The 19,723-nt window shown below is 37.5% G+C and carries 17 protein-coding genes; 11 read left to right on the forward strand and 6 right to left on the reverse strand.

The genetic code is table 11. The annotated features are described in order from the left end of the window. Positions 1-6: 6 nt before the first annotated feature. The 7 genes from M3Z76_RS06565 (at position 7) to M3Z76_RS06595 (ending at position 7,864) form a co-directional block, all read left to right on the forward strand. Entirely contained in the window at positions 7-1,584 is a 1,578-nt protein-coding gene (locus M3Z76_RS06565) for an ATP-binding cassette domain-containing protein (protein ID WP_293921655.1), read from the forward strand. A 170-nt stretch (positions 1,585-1,754) separates the two neighbouring features. After that, a complete protein-coding gene (locus M3Z76_RS06570; protein ID WP_293921653.1) occupies positions 1,755-3,515 on the forward strand; it encodes a methyl-accepting chemotaxis protein in 1,761 nt (586 codons plus the stop codon). A 147-nt stretch (positions 3,516-3,662) separates the two neighbouring features. Next, complete coding sequence (locus M3Z76_RS06575) at positions 3,663-5,363, forward strand: M3 family oligoendopeptidase (RefSeq protein WP_293921651.1); 1,701 nt, start codon at positions 3,663-3,665, stop codon at positions 5,361-5,363. Between the two features lie 121 nt (positions 5,364-5,484). Beyond that, positions 5,485-6,564, forward strand: a complete 1,080-nt coding sequence (locus tag M3Z76_RS06580) for an AI-2E family transporter (RefSeq protein ID WP_293921649.1) — start codon at positions 5,485-5,487, stop codon at positions 6,562-6,564. A gap of 11 nt (positions 6,565-6,575) precedes the next feature. Beyond that, positions 6,576-7,037: a hypothetical protein gene (locus tag M3Z76_RS06585; RefSeq protein WP_293921646.1), complete on the forward strand. Its 462-nt coding sequence runs from the start codon at positions 6,576-6,578 to the stop codon at positions 7,035-7,037. A 13-nt stretch (positions 7,038-7,050) separates the two neighbouring features. Continuing rightward, on the forward strand, positions 7,051-7,245 hold the full coding sequence (locus M3Z76_RS06590; RefSeq protein ID WP_293921644.1) for a hypothetical protein: 195 nt from the start codon (positions 7,051-7,053) through the stop codon (positions 7,243-7,245). 16 nt (positions 7,246-7,261) lie between these two features. Then, complete coding sequence (locus tag M3Z76_RS06595) at positions 7,262-7,864, forward strand: alpha/beta hydrolase (protein WP_293921643.1); 603 nt, start codon at positions 7,262-7,264, stop codon at positions 7,862-7,864. A gap of 56 nt (positions 7,865-7,920) precedes the next feature. Here the strand turns inward: M3Z76_RS06595 and M3Z76_RS06600 are convergent, their stop codons facing one another. From M3Z76_RS06600 to M3Z76_RS06615, 4 genes are all read right to left on the reverse strand, one after another. After that, positions 7,921-10,017: an MMPL family transporter gene (locus tag M3Z76_RS06600; RefSeq protein WP_293921642.1), complete on the reverse strand. Its 2,097-nt coding sequence runs from the start codon at positions 10,015-10,017 to the stop codon at positions 7,921-7,923. 200 nt (positions 10,018-10,217) lie between these two features. Beyond that, on the reverse strand, positions 10,218-11,234 hold the full coding sequence (locus M3Z76_RS06605; RefSeq protein WP_293921641.1) for an inorganic phosphate transporter: 1,017 nt from the start codon (positions 11,232-11,234) through the stop codon (positions 10,218-10,220). A gap of 18 nt (positions 11,235-11,252) precedes the next feature. Then, positions 11,253-11,873, reverse strand: coding sequence for a DUF47 domain-containing protein (locus M3Z76_RS06610; RefSeq protein ID WP_293921640.1), 621 nt, complete (start codon positions 11,871-11,873; stop codon positions 11,253-11,255). A 320-nt stretch (positions 11,874-12,193) separates the two neighbouring features. Further along, positions 12,194-13,354 carry a class I SAM-dependent methyltransferase gene (locus M3Z76_RS06615; RefSeq protein WP_293921639.1) on the reverse strand — a complete coding sequence of 387 codons (1,161 nt, stop codon included), beginning with the start codon at positions 13,352-13,354 and terminating at the stop codon, positions 12,194-12,196. A 209-nt stretch (positions 13,355-13,563) separates the two neighbouring features. Here M3Z76_RS06615 and putP point away from each other — a divergent pair, with 209 nt between their 5' ends. Together putP and hflX are read left to right on the forward strand one after the other, a co-directional pair. Continuing rightward, positions 13,564-15,060: a sodium/proline symporter PutP gene (putP, locus tag M3Z76_RS06620; protein ID WP_293921638.1), complete on the forward strand. Its 1,497-nt coding sequence runs from the start codon at positions 13,564-13,566 to the stop codon at positions 15,058-15,060. A gap of 170 nt (positions 15,061-15,230) precedes the next feature. Beyond that, positions 15,231-16,508: a GTPase HflX gene (gene hflX, locus M3Z76_RS06625; RefSeq protein WP_293921913.1), complete on the forward strand. Its 1,278-nt coding sequence runs from the start codon at positions 15,231-15,233 to the stop codon at positions 16,506-16,508. A gap of 111 nt (positions 16,509-16,619) precedes the next feature. Here the strand turns inward: hflX and M3Z76_RS06630 are convergent, their stop codons facing one another. Beyond that, positions 16,620-17,954, reverse strand: a complete 1,335-nt coding sequence (locus tag M3Z76_RS06630; RefSeq protein ID WP_293921637.1) for an MATE family efflux transporter — start codon at positions 17,952-17,954, stop codon at positions 16,620-16,622. Continuing rightward, a complete protein-coding gene (locus tag M3Z76_RS06635; protein ID WP_293921635.1) occupies positions 17,941-18,078 on the reverse strand; it encodes a hypothetical protein in 138 nt (45 codons plus the stop codon). Before M3Z76_RS06635 ends, M3Z76_RS06630 begins: the two co-directional genes overlap by 14 nt. A gap of 76 nt (positions 18,079-18,154) precedes the next feature. On the opposite strand from M3Z76_RS06635, the gene M3Z76_RS06640 reads away from it, so the two are divergent. Continuing rightward, on the forward strand, positions 18,155-18,988 hold the full coding sequence (locus M3Z76_RS06640; RefSeq protein ID WP_293921632.1) for a MerR family transcriptional regulator: 834 nt from the start codon (positions 18,155-18,157) through the stop codon (positions 18,986-18,988). 135 nt (positions 18,989-19,123) lie between these two features. After that, positions 19,124-19,723 (forward strand): transposase (locus tag M3Z76_RS06645; RefSeq protein ID WP_295655768.1); only part of this gene is annotated, 600 nt, incomplete at its 3' end.

The following is a 19,723-nucleotide window of genomic DNA, read 5'->3' on the forward strand; positions in this document are numbered from 1 at the left end:
AAAGAAATGATTAAATTGGTTATCAACTTATTTCAAGGAAAGTGGAAACTTACATTTATCAGTTTTCTCATGTTAATCGTACTTTCTTTAGATGGGATTGTTCTTCCATATTTTTTAGGTAAATTTACAGATGTGATGACCAATCAAGAATATAGCCAAATACCCTTATTACTGTTTATATGGTTTATATTATGGCTGCTAATTATAGCAGCCCAATTATCGAATGCCTATTTCTTTGGTAAAGTGAGAAGCAAGATAAATATTGATCTAAAAGATAAAATGTTTAAAAAGTCATATGATGCTGGCAATAGCAAAGTTCCAGCTAGCCAGTACATATCGACTATTACTTCGGATATAAAGCAGATTGAACAAGATTTTATCAATAACACAATGAATTTTGTCTATAGTATATTACAAGGTGGTATTACGTTAGTATTTTTATTGTTTATCAACTGGAAAGTTGGCATTATCTTTGTGTTACTTGGAACCCTGCCTACCTTTATTCCTAAGCTGACATCACGTTGGCTTCAAAAAGGAACAGAGAATTGGCAGGAAGCAAATCAACAGTATATAGGGCAACTTGAAGATGGCTTGAATGCAAGGAATTTAGTGAAACGTTATGGTGCTCAAAATTTCATATTTAAACAATTGCTAGCGGGAGTAACAACAGAACAAAATAAATACTTTTCTATGAACTTTAAAAGGTCCACATCTGCATTCTATGTTGGTGCACTCTATGTCGTCTCGGCAATGGGGTCATTATCATATGGTGCATGGTCCGTTATCAATGGGGAAATATCTGCTGGTATGCTCATCACCATTTATATGGCTGCTGATCGAGTAGTAACACCACTTATTTCCTTGGCGAATATTTATAATGCGATGACAGCTTCGGAACCTTTACTTAGAAAAGTGCTAAATGAAGAACCAAGTCATACACAACCAACAGAGCCAGTGTTTACTACAAACAATGATTATTTAATATCTTTAGAAAATGTGAATATTGGATTTAAAGAGAACAAGCCAATTTTAGAAAGTATTAATCTTCAAGTCGAACAAGGTGATCGTATTTTAATAGAAGGGGCTTCGGGATCTGGTAAATCAACATTGTTAAAAACGATGATGAATGAGCAGGATGTATTGTCAGGGGAAATTCAATATAGTAGCAACTTACAAGGAAATTTAACAGAAGCATTTGCAGTTGTTGAGCAACAGCCGTTTGTTTTCCGTAATACATTAAAATACAATTTAATAATTGGCCAAGAAATAGCTGATGAAAAATTGTATGAGGTTTTGCACAAAGTAGGTTTGAATCGCCTAGCGAATGAAGAAGGCTTACAAATCCAACTAGGTAGTGATGCTCACCAGCTATCTGGCGGGGAGTTGAAGCGATTAGAGGTAGCACGTGCAATGCTATCTAATAAGGAGATTCTTGTTGTAGATGAGGCACTTTCAGGGTTAGACGGGGAGAGTGCGGACCGTTTGAATCAGCTAATTACAAGCTATCCTGGAACTATTATCAATATTGAACATAGAATAGATGAAGAAATACGAGAGAGATTTAACAAAAAATTGAAGCTTTAGAGAATGGATTTAAAAGTAACTAGCGCCTACCACTTAGATGGTGTGTGCTAGTTGTTTTTTACTTACTAGAGCATTTTGTAATAATTATTAGGTTTCCTTCCTCGTAGTCCCTATTTATGTAATAATATTAGTTATATATTATTGGAATAGAGATATAGGAGATGGTGAAAATGACACGTTTTTTAAAATCTATACAAGGTAAGTTGCTTGTCTTCTCATTTTTAATTTTTTTTATACCAAGTCTTATTATTAGTGTTATCAGTTATATGACGGCAAAGCAAGGAATGGACGAGCTAGGAGAAACGGTTATTAAAAATAGCGTAGAAACGGCTTTGCAATTAATTGAATCGACCAATTACGAAGTGGAACAAGGGGTATTAACGCTTGAGGAAGCGAAGGAACGTGTGAAAACACAGCTGATTGGTGCAATGGATGCAGAAGGAAAGCGTTTACTTACATATCCAGCAAACCTAGGGGAAAACGGCTACATTTATATTTTAGGCCATGACGGAACATTGCTGGGGCACCCTACACGCGAAGGGGAAAGCTTATGGGAAAGTAAGGATAGCTCAGGAAATTATTTTATTAGGGAAGTAAAAGATAAAGCATTAGCAGGTGGGGGATTTACCCATTATGATTTTGAGCTGCCAGGACAAACGGTTGTCGCACCAAAATTGATTTATTCAAAGTTAGACCCGCATTGGGATTGGATTGTAGCCTCAGGCACATATATGCAAGATTTCAATGAACCGGTTAACGACTTAGTTAAAGTTATTATAGTAACTCTTATTATTTCAGCTATAGCAGGTGGTATTGTAGCAGTGATCTTCTCTCGCTATTTAGCCATTCCATTAGTACGCTTGTCGAGACGAGTGAGTCAAGTAGCAGAAGGAAACTTGATGGTAACGATTGACCAGCTTAATCGACAAGATGAAGTTGGGACTTTGAACGAGGGCTTTAATAATATGGTTATTCAATTAAAGGAGCTTATTTCAAATGTGGAGCATTCAATCTCCGAAATTCAAACGACCTCTAGCAATTTATCTGCGGTTGCAGAAGAAACGACGGCATTAGGAGAAACGATTGTTCAGTCAGTAGGAGAGGTTACAACAGGTGCTGCACAACAGGCAATAGACACTGAGCAAGCAAGTCGTTCGACAACTGAGTTTGCTACTCAAATTGAAGTATTACATGCGAAAAACGAAACGATGCTAACAGCATCTGGTGAGATGCGTAGTTCCAATGAGCAAGGGGTAGCGAATTTAGAACAACTACAGCAAAGCTCTGAGGAATCAAATGAATTAATGATACAAATGCAAAAAGTATTTCATAATTTAATGCAAAAGTTAGATGAAATTGAAGGAATCGTTAGTACAATTAATGAAATTTCTGACCAAACAAATTTATTAGCATTGAATGCCTCAATTGAAGCGGCGAGAGCCGGGGAGCATGGCAAAGGCTTTGCGGTTGTAGCAGAGGAAGTGCGCAAATTAGCTGATCAAACACAGCAAGCAACAGGAGAAGTAAGAGGTACGCTACGTGGAATTGAAGAAGAAACAAGCCGAGTAACGAATGAAATGGAAAAAGCAGCAGTAATTGTCCAAAAGCAACGACAGTCTGTGATGACAACGCAAGGCTCATTTGAAGCAATTGAAAAATCAGTCGAGCATATTACAGCGATTATTTATGATATATCGAAGAGCGTCAATCAATTGAATACCTCGAAAAATGAAATGTTGATGTCGATGGAGAGCATCACCAATATTAGTGAGAAAAACGCAACTGTAACGAAGGAAGTCACTGCATCGGTGGAAGAGCAGCAACATGCAGTGGAGGTTGTTACAAATTCAGCAAATGAGTTGACGAATGAAATTACGAGATTACAAGAGGCGATTATCAGTGCCTGGCACACAAACAATTCTGACAATTGACGACAATTCAAGAGATTATTCTTCGGAATAGTTGCAAAATGGCGAATAGTAGTAAATAATTAAAAGCGAATTGAATGTTCTTGATTTAAGAACATAGCTTTAATTAAGGCGTCATTGATTCAAACACAATTTGAAGGTGGGGACATCATGGGAGTAACATTTAAAGATTACGAGTATAAGCGTCCAAATTTAGACGAAATGAAAATGGCTGTACGTGCGTTGATTGAGGAGTTCAAAAATGCACAAAGCGTGGAGGAACAAAGCGCAGTTATTGAAAAAATTAATGAACATCGCAATAATTTCTCAACGCAAGCGAATTTAGTTTATATTCGCGCATCAATTGATACGAACGATACTTTTTATCAAGCAGAGCGTGATTATTTAGATGAGGCAACACCACAGGCGGAAGAAATCGTATTTGAATATTATCAAGAGCTTGTGAAATCACCATTCCGTGCACAGCTTGAAGAAAAATGGGGAACACAGCTTTTTGCATTAGCTGAAAATCAAATTAAAGGCTTTTCACCAGAAGTGATTGGACTAATGCAACAGCAAAATAAGCTAGTTTCAGAATATAGTAAGCTTGTAGCATCTGCACAAATTGAATTTGATGGTAAAACATTAACCTTGGCACAGTTAGGACCATACGGTGAATCATTGGAACGCAATGTTCGTAAAGAGGCACGTGAGGCAAGTGTTAATTTCTATGCACAGAACGGTGAAAAATTCGATGAAATTTACGATAAACTAGTAAAGCTACGTCATGAAATTGCGACAAAGCTAGGCTTTAAAAATTATGTAGAATTAGGCTATGTGAATATGAATCGCATTGATTACAATGCCGAGATGGTGGAAAAGTTCCGTAACCAAGTGCGCGACTTTATCGTGCCGGTCGCAACAGAGCTTTATAAACGTCAAGCGAAGCGTATTGGCGTTGAAGACTTTAAATATTATGATGAGGGCTTGAATTTCTTAACAGGTAATGCAAAGCCACAAGGTACTCCTGAATGGATTATTGAAAATGGTAAGAAAATGTATGAGGAGCTGTCAAAGGAAACAGGCGAGTTCTTCAACTTTATGATTGACCATGAGCTAATGGATTTAGTAGCGAAAACTGGAAAAGAAAGTGGCGGCTATTGTACGTTTATCGATGACTACAATTCACCATTTATTTTCTCGAACTTCAATGGTACATCAGGCGATATCGATGTATTAACACATGAGGCTGGTCATGCATTCCAAGTATACTCTAGCCGCAATATCGGTATTCCAGAGTATCTATGGCCAACATATGAATCAGCAGAAATTCATTCAATGAGTATGGAATTCTTTACATGGCCATGGATGGAGCTATTCTTTAAAGAGCAAACAGATAAATATAAGTTCTCTCATTTAAGCAGCTCATTATTATTTTTACCATATGGTGTTGCAGTAGATGAATTCCAGCATGTCGTTTATGAAAACCCAGAGATGACACCTGCTGAGCGTAAAGCTGCTTGGAAGGAAATCGAAGCGAAATACTTACCACATCGTGATTTTGACGGCAATGCCTATTTAGAGGCTGGTGGCTTCTGGCAACGTCAAGGGCATATTTATGCAAGCCCATTCTATTATATCGATTACACATTAGCGCAAATTTGTGCATTCCAATTCTGGAAACGTTCACGTGAGGACTTTGCCAGTGCGTGGAAGGATTATGTACATTTATGTGGCTTAGGTGGCTCGCAATCATTTACAAATTTAGTACGTGAAGCAGGCTTAATCTCGCCATTTGAAAGTGGCTGTGTGGAATCGGTAATCGGCACAATTCAAGACTACTTAAACTCAATTGACGATACACAATTATAATCAAAAGGATTGCTAGGGCATAATCTTATGCATTAGCAATCCTTTTTCGCCTTCAAAGATTGTATTTTTTAAGCCTATATGCGATTATTGCTAGTAGATAGATGATGATCGAGGTGGAAATATGATAAAGAAATTATGGTTTCAAGTAGCGATTGGCATGCTATTATCGCTATTGATTGTGAAGTACTTCATGGAAATTCGCACCATCTTTAAGCCGTTTGTCATTATTTTGAAAACGGTATTCATCCCATTATTATTAGGTGGGGTACTTTACTATGTTACGGAGCCGATACAGCGTTTCTTGGAAAAGCGTAAAGTCCCAAGGTGGGGAAGTATCATTATTATTATTGTCCTGCTAGCAAGTGCACTTACAGGCTTTTTATTCTCAATAGGTAATCCAATTGCGAAAGAGGTTAATAAATTAGTCGATAATGCTCCTTACATTGGTGAGAAAATGCAGGAAGCAACAGAGTTCATAAAGGATCATCAAGACCATTTGCCACCGCAAGTGGATAAGTTTATTGATTCTGTTTCAAACTCTGTCCAAGAAATAGCCGTAACAGGTAGCAAAATGATTGTAACCTTTGTTAGTGGTGCAGTATCTGCCACATTTACATTAATTTTAGTGCCATTCTTCTTTATCTTTATGTTGAAGGATCACGAAAAATTTGCTCCACGCATTTATGGCTTATTTACAGGGGAGCGTCGCGCATGGATTAAGAAAACATTAAAGGATATCGATGATGCACTAAGTAGCTATGTACAGGGACAAGTATTGATTAGCTTTTTACTTGCGTTGATGATGTTTATCGGTTATTTAATTTTACGATTAGATTACGCATTATTATTAGCGATTCTCGCCTTCTTTATGAACATGATTCCGTTCATTGGTCCATGGGTTTCACTTGTGCCAGCGCTGGTTATCGCACTTATTCAAAAGCCGATTTTAGTCGTTGGGGTGTTAGCCGTTACACTTATCGCACAGCAAATCGAGAGCAATTTAATTACACCGAATGTCATGGGGAAATCGCTGGATATTCACCCATTAACGGTTATTACAATTGTTTTGGCTGCAGGAAATATTGCAGGATTTATCGGAATTTTAATTGCAATTCCAACATATGCGGTCATTAAAGCGATTGTCAAAAATATTTACGAAGAGCGCAAAAAAATTAAAGAAGCAGCGACGAAAACATTATAAAGGAGCATTTTATGCTAACATTTGAACAAAAACAGGCGATTATTGAAACATTCCCCGAATTAACGAAAAAGGAAGTTTCATTAAAACGCTTAAATTATCACTACGAAAATAGTCTATATGAAAAAACGATTGTTGTGGAAAAATTACATCCTAATGGCAATGGCTTCGTCTTCGTTGGCGATTTATTGCAATATGAGGCAGAGGCAAATGACAAAGGTCTCGTCAATATTCGCGATTATGATGAATCAGCATTGCGTGCCATTATTGCAGCAGCTATTAGCTATTTATCCGAAGATGTGGAGGAAGAGCCAATTATAGAAATTTGGCGCTCACGTGAAGGGGCTATGCTAGAGCTAATTTATGAAAATCGCTCGTGGGCAATTTACCATCAAGATAATTTAGAGGAAGCCTTTGGCACGCGAGAGGCAGCTATAGAATATTTACGAGAAGAAGGATTTAGACCTTCGAAATAAGGAGAGACCAGAAATGGATGGAAAGAAATTTGCATTAACCATCGTTAGCATTGTTGTTGGTGTATCGCTATTAATCGTTATCGCGATGTTATTATTTTTTAAATATTATGAGCCAAAAACGCCAGAGGGCGAGACAGTAGAGCTACATGAATCAAGTTTATTGACACCTGAGCAAGCACCGACTATAATTGTCTTGAATTCGAGATAATGAGAGGGTGGAGAACATGCAGCATATTTTTGAACATGGCACAAATGGGCGTACACTATTATTGCTACATAGTACAGGTGGCACAGAGCGAGATTTAATTGGATTAGCGAAGGAAATTGATGCCGATGCGAATATTTTAAGCGTTCGTGGCAATGTGTTAGAAAACGGTATGCCACGCTTTTTCCGTCGAGTTGCAGAGGGCGTATTTGATATGGAGGATTTACTTTTCCGTACAAAGGAATTAGATGATTTTGTGCAGCAAGCAGCAGTGGATTATCAGTTTGACCGTAACCAAGTCATTGCAATTGGCTATTCTAACGGAGCGAATATTGCTGGTAGCCTATTGTTCCATCATGAAAATGCATTACGTGCCGCAATTTTACATCACCCAATGGTACCGAATCGCGATGCCAAAATTCCCAATTTGGCAAATGTAGACGTATGGATTGGTGCTGGAACGAATGACTTCATGTGTCCACCGCAAGAATCAGAGCAGCTAGAGCAAATGCTACAGGCGCATGGTGCAAAGGTAGAAACTGCATGGTTCAACCAAGGTCACCAATTAACGATGCCAGAAGTACAAGCTGCAAAAGCTTGGTACACAGGGATTTTTAAATAAAGGAAAGCGCATGAATTCAAATTGATTTCATGCGCTTTTTCTTGTGAGCAAATCACTTATCTTTTTTTCATAAATGGCAACCACCAATTCCAGTCGCCGAACAGCTTCATTAAACTTGGCACAAGCATTAAGCGAATAACCGTTGCATCAATTGCAATCGCAATTGCAATGCCAACCCCAATTTGTTTAACAGGCATTACATCTGTAAAAGCAAATGCCCCAGTAATAACGATCATAATTAAGGCAGCAGACGTAATAATTTTACTTGTTGAAACAAGTCCATCGACTGTAGCCTTCGTATTATCCGCGCCTTTTAAATATTCCTCTTGAATGCGGGAAATTAAAAACACTTCATAGTCCATGCTAAGTCCAAATACTAAGCAAAAGACGATAACAGGCATAATCAAGACAACGGTTCCTGCTTCAATACCAAAATGCCCATATTGGAATATATAGACGATAAGCCCGAATGTTGAAGCAAGCCCAATAATATTCATAATAATCGCCTTCACAGGAATTAAAATGGAGCGGAAGGCAATCATTAAAATAATAAATGTCGTAATCATAATAATCATTAAAGCAAGTCCAATTTTATTGGCAATTTCATCGAAAATTTCTTGGTTAAATTTCGGTGCACCTGCTAATGTAAAGGAGACATCTAAATCTTTATCTTTCCATTCACGTACAAAATCTTGAGCTTCAGTCGATGAGCCGCTTGTATTTAAATGAACAGCCATATACATTTTATCTTCCTGAATAAAATGCGATTGCACTGCTTGTAACTGCGGGTCAATGCTAGCAGCTTGCCATATCTCAACAGAATCAATTTGCGCTGTCGTAAAGAGTGAATCAATCTTTTTCACGAGTGCTTCTTGCTCAAGCGCTTGTTGAATATCGAGCATTTTTGTTAAGCCATCCTCATCATCCCAGCCCTTAGAGCGTTCTGCCAACAAATAAACAACCGCATCTGCACCGAAATCAAAAGCTTTTTCCATTTTATCAAATGTTGCTCGTGATTCATAAGAGGTAGGCAACGATTCCTTTGATGGAATAGTTAAATCCATATCTTTCACTGGAATCATCGCAGCCCCTAGTAAAATCAATGCTACTACAATAATCATCAATGGTCTGCGCATAACAAAGGCAGCAAATGCTTGCCATTTCGTCGCTTTTTGTGACACGCGTAATATGCGCCATTTATTTAAGCGATCGCCTAGCAGCATAATTGTCGCTGGCAGCAATGTTAACCCTGAAATAATTGCTAAAAAGACAACGATTGAGCCACCTAATGCGATGTTTTGGAAGATCTCTACTTTAATTACGACCATCGCTCCAAGCCCAATCATGACACATAACGCTGAGAAAATGATGGAGCGACCAGCTGTTTGAATCGCAATTTGCACAGCCTGCTCAATACTTTTTGTTTGACGCTCCTCGCGATAACGATTAATAAATAGCAAGGCAAAATCAATGCTCAAAGCGAGCCCGAGCATCGGTACAATATTTAAAATGAAAATGGATAAATCGAAGGTGCCGCTAAATAAAGTTAATACGCCAAATGATACGATAACTGTTGCTGCGCCAACGATAACTGGCAAGAGCGATGCAACAACTGTACCAAATGCTAGTAAAAGGACGATTAATGCAATAGGTAAGCCAATTGCCTCAGCCTGCATTAAGTCTTTCTGGCTTGCCACATTAATATCCTTTGAAATGGCTGGCTCACCTGTAATAGAAATATCATTGTCATAAGATAAAATTTCGCGAATCTCATCGACTATAGGGAAATAGTCGGTTACACTATTGCCAAAATGCAGCATGGCATAAGAGAAATTGCCATTTTGCAGCTGCTTCATACCGATAGGAGAGATACTTTCCTGAATAGCCTCAACTTGCTCAAGTTTGTTGAGTGCTATTGTAATTTCATCATCTGTTTTATTTTCAAATAGAACAAAGATTGTTTTCGCTGGTAAATCAAATGTTTCACTTAATTCCTGCATCGTCTTGCTATGGTCATCTTTTACAAAAAAGCCATCACCTTGTAGCTTGCTTGGTAATTGTAGTGCGAAATAGCCCATAATAAGAAAAAAGATAATCCAAATGCTTACAATTGCTTTAGCATGTTTTGTAACGAAGATAGAAAATTTCTGCATGTTTGAAGCCCCTTTCCTTAGTAAAGAGTTTACAAGGTTTCCATGTATAAAGAAAGAGATACTGAGGTAATTAAGTGGAACGTAGAATAAAACTTTGAAAACGTAGAATAAATCTCAAAAAAGGTAGAATAAACTCCAAAAAACGTAGAATAAAGTCTTTCTAAAAATAGGGGTTGCCATTTTTCGGAAACCCCTAATGTTTAAAAGAAAATATTTAATAAGAAATAGAAGCCTGCTGCCATGATGGCTGAAATCGGCATTGTAATAATCCATGTAATGACGATTTTACGGGCTGTTCCCCATTTTACGTCTTTTACACGCTGTGCAGTACCTACACCCATAATCGCAGAGGAAATAACATGTGTTGTTGAAACGGGTAAATGCAACAGTGTTGCACCAAAAATCACTGTTGCAGATGATAAATCAGCTGCCGCTCCGTTAATTGGGCGGATTTTCATGATTTTACCACCAACAGTTTTGATGATTTTATAACCACCAATAGATGTACCTAGCCCCATTGCGACAGCACAGGCTAAACGTACCCAGCCTTGTACTTCATCATGTGTTTGCAGACCGCCAGCGATTAAAGCCATCGTAATGATACCCATTGCTTTTTGCGCGTCGTTCGTACCATGTGTGAATGCTTGTAATGCGGCTGTACCGATTTGCATTGTACGGAAGCCTTTATTTGTTTTATAAAGGTTCATGTTTTTAAAGACTACTTTAAACAATGACATCATTAAGAAGCCAACTGCTAATGCAATAAATGGCGAGAAAACAAGTGCCTGAATAATTTTAATGAAGCCAGAGTAATTTAAAATATTAAAACCAGCAGCGGCAATTGCTGCACCTGCGATTGAGCCGATTAATGTATGTGATGAGCTTGATGGAATACCGTAGTACCAAGTTAATAAATTCCATGTAATGGCTGCGCATAATGCTGCTAAAATTACGACAGAGCCAATCATCGGTGTTTCAGGTGTTGACAACGAGAATGGGTCAACGATATCTTTAGCAATTGCTTTAGCTACACCTACGAATGTAATCGCCCCAACAAAGTTCATAATGGCTGCCATTAATACCGCTGTACGTGGTGGTAATGCACGTGTAGATACGGAAGTTGCAATGGCGTTTGCTGTATCATGGAAGCCGTTAATAAAGTCGAATGCTAGCGCAAAAATAACGACTAAAATTGTAAGGATTAATATTGTTTCCATTAGTTATTTCTCCTACTTTTATGCGTTGCGCATAATGATTGTTTCAATTGTATTCGCTACGTTTTGACAGTAGTCAGCAATTTCTTCTAATTGCTCGTAAATATCTTTGAACTTGATTAAACGAATTGGGTCTTTTTCATTTAAGAATAATTTTTTAATCGATGAGCGCAATACTTCATCACATTGACGCTCATAATCCTTCACTAAAATGGCATGCTGACGCATGCCAACTAAATCTTTTTTATTCAAAAGCTCCATTGCCTTTACAAGCTCATCGGCACTTTTTACGATATAGCCTAAGAAGTTGCGCATTGAATCATCGATTTCATTTAATGAGAACATTTCAAAGTGGGCGATACAACCTTCTGTACCATCTAAAATATCGTCCATACGGATGGCTAATGCTAAAATATCTTCACGCTCGATTGGTGTCATAAACGATTTATTTAACATAACGATTAATTCATGAATTAATTTATCGCCAGCCGTTTCATATTCCTTCATACGAATGCTGATTTCTTTTAAATCTGCTACTGTTTCGATACGGTAGTCGTTAGCGTAATGTACAGCTTCTCTCATATTTTCTGCAATTTTATGAAGGGCTGTGAAAAATGGATCTGATTTTCTTGAACTAAACATGGAATGCCTCCTAAGCATATATGAAAATTTTCTCTTTTAATAAAATAATAACAAAAGCTTTACGAAATCAATATAATTTTATATTCACATTAACAATCTTTACAATGCTGTAATATTTATTTTGTTCATATTGTATATATATGCGTAATAATTATAGGGATAGTATGCTGGGACATCCGATATAACAAGGTTTTTGGCTATATTGTATGCAATGGTGGCATAGTATATACAATTGCATATTTTGGATTGTAAAGATAATGTAAATTCAATGAAGTGGAAGAGGAAGTAGGCGGATGCCAGTTTCCCCTGTCACTTCTTTTTTACAAAAGATTTTCTAGTTCCTTTTGTAAAAATGGTTTAGCATTTAAAAATTGAATAAAGCTATCATATTTTGCTCGTTCTTCAGCGGCGGGTTTTTTGCCTGTGTAGTATGCGCGAATTAAAATATTTTTTGGTGTGTTTTCCATATCGATAAATTCAAGTAGCTGTGCCTCGTAGCCTACGAGCGATAACAATTGAGCTCGAATGGAGTCAGTTGCCAATGCGGCAAAGCGTTCACGAATTAAGCCATGCTGTGTCATAATTTCTAATGCAGGTGATTGCAATTGGCGATTTAGTTCATGCTGGCAGCAAGGGACGCTTAAAATAACGCTTGCTCCCCATTTTACAGCGCGTGCAAGTGCCATATCTGTTGCTACATCACAAGCATGTAATGTCACAACCATATCAACAGCTGTTTCATCATTAAAATCTTGAATGTCGCCAACTAAAAATTGTAAATCCTCATAACCTAAATCTTGTGCAATTCCATTACATTCCTCAATAACTTCCTTTTTTAAATCCAGTCCTGTTACGTGAATATCTAATTTCTTAATAATTTTTAAATAATGGTAAAGGGCAAAGGTTAAATAAGACTTGCCAGAGCCAAAGTCTAAAATGCGAATTTGACGGTTCTTTGGTAAGTAATCTAAGGCATCGTCAATAAATTCTACAAAGCGATTGATTTGCTTAAATTTATCGTACTTTTGCTTTTTGATCGTGCCATTTTCAGCTTGCACACCGAGGCGAACGAGAAAAGGATGGATAGTTGTATCGTCTAATAAATATTGCTTTTTACGATTATGTGCTAAATCTACTTTTTTATTAGTCTGCACTTGCTCAGATTTCCATAACACTTTATTTTTCTTGGACAATTGAATGTGAATCGTTTGCTCAGTAAATTGAGCATGAATTTGGCGGAATTGCTCAAGCACTAAATCAAAATGCTCTGGAAATGCCTCTAACGGAATGTTTTCATGCTTCAAAATGCGCTCATATTGATATTCAATTTGAATTGTGTAAATGCCTTTTAGCTCAATTGGTTTGAGCTTCACTCGTTTTATTTCATTAGATTTTAAACGGGGCTGACTAATAGTTGCAGAGATTAATGTTTTATCATGTAACAGTGCTAAAAATTGTTCTTTCATCTGTTGGAATTCCATAGTAATATACCTTCTTTATAATAAAATTGACATTAGTTTAACATAACTATTTGTGTGAAAGCTAAAGATAAAGGGTATAACAAATAAGCGGAGGACAATTAGTTGAATTACGCCTTGTTTTACAATGCAATAAATTATATGTTTATTATAAGGCTTTTCGATAGATAACCTCTATACGGAAAGTAAATTTTTTTAAGGAGGGAAACAGTATGTCAGATCACGGATTTCAATTATTAGCAATTATTATTTACATGGTGGCGATGGTCGTAATCGGCTGGTATGCGTATAAGAGAACTTCTAACTTAAACGATTATATGCTTGGTGGACGTGGGCTAGGTCCTGCTGTAACGGCATTAAGTGCAGGGGCAGCTGATATGTCAGGCTGGTTATTAATGGGATTACCAGGAGCTATTTATATCTCAGGTTTAGTGGAGGCATGGATAGCCATTGGTTTAACGGTTGGTGCTTATTTAAACTGGCTAATTGTTGCACCACGCTTACGTGTTTATACACAAGTATCAAATGACTCGATTACGATTCCAAGTTATTTGGATAATCGTCTTCGAGACAATACAAAATTAATTCGTATCGCATCTGGTATTATTATTTTAGTATTCTTCACGTTTTACGTATCATCAGGTATGGTAGCAGGTGGTAAGTTTTTTAATAGCTCCTTCGGCTATGATTACCATGTTGGATTACTTGTTGTTGTGGCAGTAACAGTTGGCTACACATTGTTTGGTGGATTTTTAGCGGTAAGCTACACGGACTTTTTACAAGGCTTAATTATGTTTTTAGCATTAATTTCAGTGCCAATCTTCGGAATTTTTTACACAGGTGGTATTGGGGAAACAATTGATGCAATTAAATCGGTCAACCCTGAAAATTTAAATTTATTTGCTTCAACAGCTACAGTAGCTGGTGTAGTATCTTCACTTGCATGGGGCTTTGGTTATTTCGGGCAGCCACATATCATTGTTCGCTTTATGGCGATTAATTCGGTAAAAGAAACGAAGGAAGCGCGTCGCATCGGTATTGGCTGGATGATTTTAAGCTTGGTTGGTGCGATTGGTACAGCATTAGTAGGGGTCGCTTACTATCAACAAAATGCGGCAACTTTAGGAGAATTGAAGGACGCAGAAACGGTATTTATCGTAATGGGGCAATTATTATTCCATCCGTTTATTGCAGGAATTATGCTTGCGGCAATTTTAGCAGCAGTAATGAGTACAATTTCTTCACAGCTAATCGTAACGTCTTCTGCGCTTGTAGAGGATATTTACAAAGCTTTATTTAATAAAGATGCAACGGATAAGCACTATGTGTTTATGGGCCGCTTAGCAGTTTTAGTTGTAACAATTGTTGCGGTTATATTAGCATGGAACCCTGAAAACTCAATTTTGAAATTAGTATCATTTGCATGGGCAGGCTTTGGTGCTGCATTTGGTCCTATCATTTTATTATCACTTTATTGGCGCAAGCTAACGAACATCGGTGCATTAGCTGGAATGGTTATTGGTGCTCTAACTGCTTTCATATGGGGGAAAAATGCTACATTATCAGGCATGCTTTATGAAATTGTCCCAGGCTTCTTCGCTTGTTTAATTATTGCAGTCATTGTATCTCTTGTAACATACAAAAGAAATCCTCAAATCGAAGAGGAGTTTGAAGAAACACTTCGATTAATAAAAGAAGAAAGAAAATAAAAATATGATTTTCACATAGAACATCATATTGAGTAATTATTTAATAGTAGGTAACGGCTGTTTGAAAAGAGAAAATCTCTTCAAACAGCCACTTTTTCTTTATGTATAACATAATAGCCTTTCATACATGTGTTATGTTAGGATTATGGCAACTAGGAGGACGATAATTGATGAAAGAAATTGAAAGCATACAAGAGCGTGGCGTATTAGTTGGTGTGAATTTAAAAAATGATGAGCATTTTGATTATTCGATGGAGGAGCTTGCGAATTTAGCAGAGGCACTCGATGTAGAAGTAATCGGAAGCGTGACGCAAAATTTAGAGCGCGTGACCCCGTCTCATTATGTAGGCACAGGGAAAATTGAAGAAATTAAAGCATTTTATGAGGAAGCAGATGCGAATATTATTATTTTTAATGATGAGCTGTCACCCTCACAAATTCGCAACTTGGAGCGCGATTTAGAATGTAAAGTGATTGATCGCACAATGCTTATTCTTGACATTTTTAGCCGTCGTGCAAAGACAAAAGAAGCGCAAATGCAAGTAGAGCTAGCGCAATTACAATATATGCTACCGCGCTTAGTTGGCTTGCATGCTTCTTTATCACGTCAAGGTGGTGGTACAGGCGGCGGCTTTAAAAACCGTGGTGCAGGGGAAACAAAGCTAGAGCTTGACCGTCGAAAAATCGAGGATCAAATTGCGAAATTGCGTCGTGATTTAGAGCATGTAAAGGCACAGCGTGATACACAGCGCAAGCAACGACGAAAAAATGCAGTGCCCATTGTCTCGATTGTCGGCTATACGAATGCCGGAAAATCTACGATTATGAATCAGCTCTTAGCAAAAATAGGGCAGCAGGAGGAGAAGCAAGTATTTGAAAAGGATATGCTGTTTGCCACGTTAGACACTTCTGTTCGTCACATTGAGCTAGAGGATCGCAAAGCATTTTTATTAACAGATACAGTTGGCTTTGTTAGTAAGCTACCTCACCATTTAGTAAAAGCATTCCGTTCAACACTAGAAGAGGCTCGTGAAGCAGATTTGCTATTGCATGTTGTGGACGTTTCAAATGAGGAATATCGCTTTATGATGGATGTCACAAACGATACATTAAAAGCGGTCGGTGTAGAGGATATTCCGACAATTTATGTTTATAATAAGTCAGATTTAGCTAGTGTCGAGTACCCACTTATGAGCGGAGATAATTTGTGGATTGCAGCTAAAGAAGGTGTTGGCTTAGATGAGCTTTTAACAATGATTCGCCAGCATATTTTTGCGGACTATGTGACATGTAAAATGCTCGTTCCGTATAAGGCAGGTTCAGTTGTTTCTTATTTAAATGAGCAGGCATCCATTTTTAGCACAGAATATGAGGAGCAAGGAACATTGCTGCAACTTGAATTGAAGGCAGCAGATTATCACAAATATGAGCAATATGTAGTAGAATAAAGAGCTTGTCTGGAAAGTATCTTTCCAGACAGCTCTTTATCCACGTTTTTAAAAGTTTATTCCACGTTTTTAAAAGTTTATTCCACGTTTTTAAAAGTTTATTCCACGTTTTTAAAAGTTTATTCCATATTTAGATTTCCAAATAAAGAGGGCAATCAATAAAGCAGTTAAGCCTTCTACAACAGGGAATGTCCACCAAATCGCCTGCGCACCGAAAATTTTAGGGAGCACTATAAGAACAGGAATAAACAATACCGCGCTTCTCAGTAGCATAATCGTTGTAGCGAGGCGAATTTTTTCAATGGATTGGAAAAATTCTGCAAATACCATATTAACACCAAGGAATATATAGCCTATCGCAAAATAAGCAAAGCCTTGAATAGCCATTGATTGGACTTCTGCACTTCCTTTATCACCAAAGACACCGATGAGCTGCGAAGGAAAGAGCATCGCAATAATGGCTGTAGACAAGCCAAGAATAATAGCTGTTTTCACACCAATTTTCAATAAGGCAATTAAGCGTTTCTTTAGCCCTGCACCGTGGTGATAACTAACTAAAGGCTGTAATGCCATACCGATGCCGAAAAATACTGTTAATAATACAGCATGAATATAGTTGACCATTGCGTAGGCAGTGACACCGTCTGAGCCTAAATAACGTAAAAATGTAACATTATAAAGGATAATAATAAACGCCATAGAGGCTTCAACGATAAAGCTAGGGAAGCCGATTGTCATGATTTTTTTCATATCGATGACAGCAAAAAAATGACGGACGAACTTTAGCTCGCATTGTTTATTAAAAAAATGGAGGAACAATACAAGCATACCAAAAATCGTTGATAGTGCTGTTGCTAAAGCACAACCCTTTACCCCGTAGTCCAGTATGAAAATAAAAATATAGTTAAAAATAATATTTAATACGGACGTAGTAATAAGCCCCAGCATTGCAAGCTTTGGACTACCATCATTGCGAATAAAAATACTCAATAAATTTTCAATCGTATAAAACAGGCCAAATAATAAAATAATATACAAGTACTGTTGCACATAAGGGTATGTTGTATGATTGGCCCCAAAAATATAGGCAATATCCCTTAAATTGAATAGCAGCACAGCAATGATTGCCGTAACAATCCCAATCATCATCACAAAAGATAGTGTAAATATTTGATGTGCACGCTTTTTATTACCTTCGCCAAGAGAGATGGAAAAGAGCGTAGCGCCACCCATTCCAATCCACAGAGAAATAGATAGTAAAATAGAAAAAATAGGAACCGCAATATTGACCCCTGCTAAAGCAGTTGCACCGACACCTCGACTGACGAAAATACCATCGACTAAAATGTTGACGGACATGAGTAGCATCCCAACCATTGCTGGGTATAGGTACGAGAAAAATAGCGGTCTTACAGGTCTTGTTTCGATTGCATTAACGGTAGTCATAAGTAATGACCTCCTTTACAATCGTTTTTTCTCCTTTAATATTTAGCTCTCCAATACGCCATTCACCATACAATTGAGCAATTGTATGGAAGTTGATGGTGGGTGAAAATAATTTTGTCAACATGTTATCAAAACCTTTCTCTATATAATCACGTATAATATATGGTATATAGTAACTATATAGTCAAGGGGGATACAGCATGTTTAATAAAAATATAAAATATTTTACAACTGGCGAGTTCGCAAAAATATGTAAGGTGAATAAGCAAACACTCATTTATTATGATCAAATTGGATTATTATCTCCTATTTTTAAAGATGATAACGGCTATCGCTATTATTCGATTGCGCAATACGACCTTTTCAGTGTAATCGAGCTTTTAAAAACACTTGGTATGTCCTTAAAAGGCATTCAAAATTATTTAGCAGAGCAGTCACCTAATGCATTTCTTACATTAATGCGTCAACAGCAGCAAATTGTTGCACAAAAAAGGAAAGAGCTCGAACTGATTGAGGGCATGATAAAGGTAAAAATCGGTTCACTTGAGGAGGCAGCGAATATTGATTTTAACGAGATAACAATTGAACGCTATCCAGAGGCTACATTTTATTTAAGTAGAAATATCGAAAATGTAACAGAGGAGCAATTTGTACAGGCAGTTGCTGATTTTATTGATGAGCTCGATCGCTCACAATTAGATACAGGACATCCAATTGGAGGAATGACGAGACGAGAGCAGGTGCTAGCTGGAAATTATACGAATTATAGCCATTTATATATGGAGCAGCCATCACCAAGGGCAGGACATCCATATTTTAAGGCAATTGCTGGAGATTGCCTCGTTGGTTATCATATTGGGACGACAGAAACATTGCCAAAAACTTATGAGCGTTTGTTTAAGGTGATGATGGAGCGGGGATATAAGCTAGGGCAATATGTTTATGAAGAATACATTTATGATGCGATTGTCAAAAAGCGTGAAGAGGATTATGTGACAAAAATTATGTTAGAAATTGAAAATGCAAGCGAATAAATTATTTATTTGAGTTAATTTCATAATTCTAACCCCTTGTCTCCCAAGGGTTTCAAGACAATAAAAAACGGGCACCTCCCCATTTTGGTATAATTTAAGTGACCAAACCAAAATCAACCAAGAGGTGAATGCCCTATGACTATTGTAAAACAAATGAGCCTTTTTGACATCCATGAATTATTGAAAATGGAAAGTTCTCGTCGTTTTGATGCGATTTTAGCCACTTTCGATGTGCAGCCGATCTTTCAGCTATTTCGAAAGAAGACGATGCGTGGTGCTCCACGTGAATGTAATTACGGTGCGATGATTCAATCATTGATTATTCGCATTGTCGAGCGTATCCCAACCGTTAAAGATTTGGTCAATCGTTTAACGGTTGATTTCGTCTTTCGTTTAGATTGTGGCTTTTTAGTTTCGGACACCGTGCCATCTGAAGCCTCGTATTCACGTATGGTCGACGCGATTAGTCAATCAGATGTGTTAGATCGCATGCACGATGAACTGATTCAGACTGCTTTTACAGAAGGTTTTCTTGAAGAAGAACATCTTGGTTTTGACGCGACACATTTTGAAGCGAGAGATGCCGCAAAACCTTCTGAGAAAAAAGAAATCGCTCCGAAAAAACGTGGGCGTAAATCAAAGGAAGAACGTGCTGCCTGGCTCGCTGAACAAGCCGAAATCGAAGCGAATCAAACGACTTATGAAAAGAAGTTGGAAGCACAAAAAAATGAAAGG

The organism is Metasolibacillus sp. (genome assembly GCF_025291715.1).
Lineage (GTDB): Bacteria > Bacillota > Bacilli > Bacillales_A > Planococcaceae > Metasolibacillus > Metasolibacillus louembei.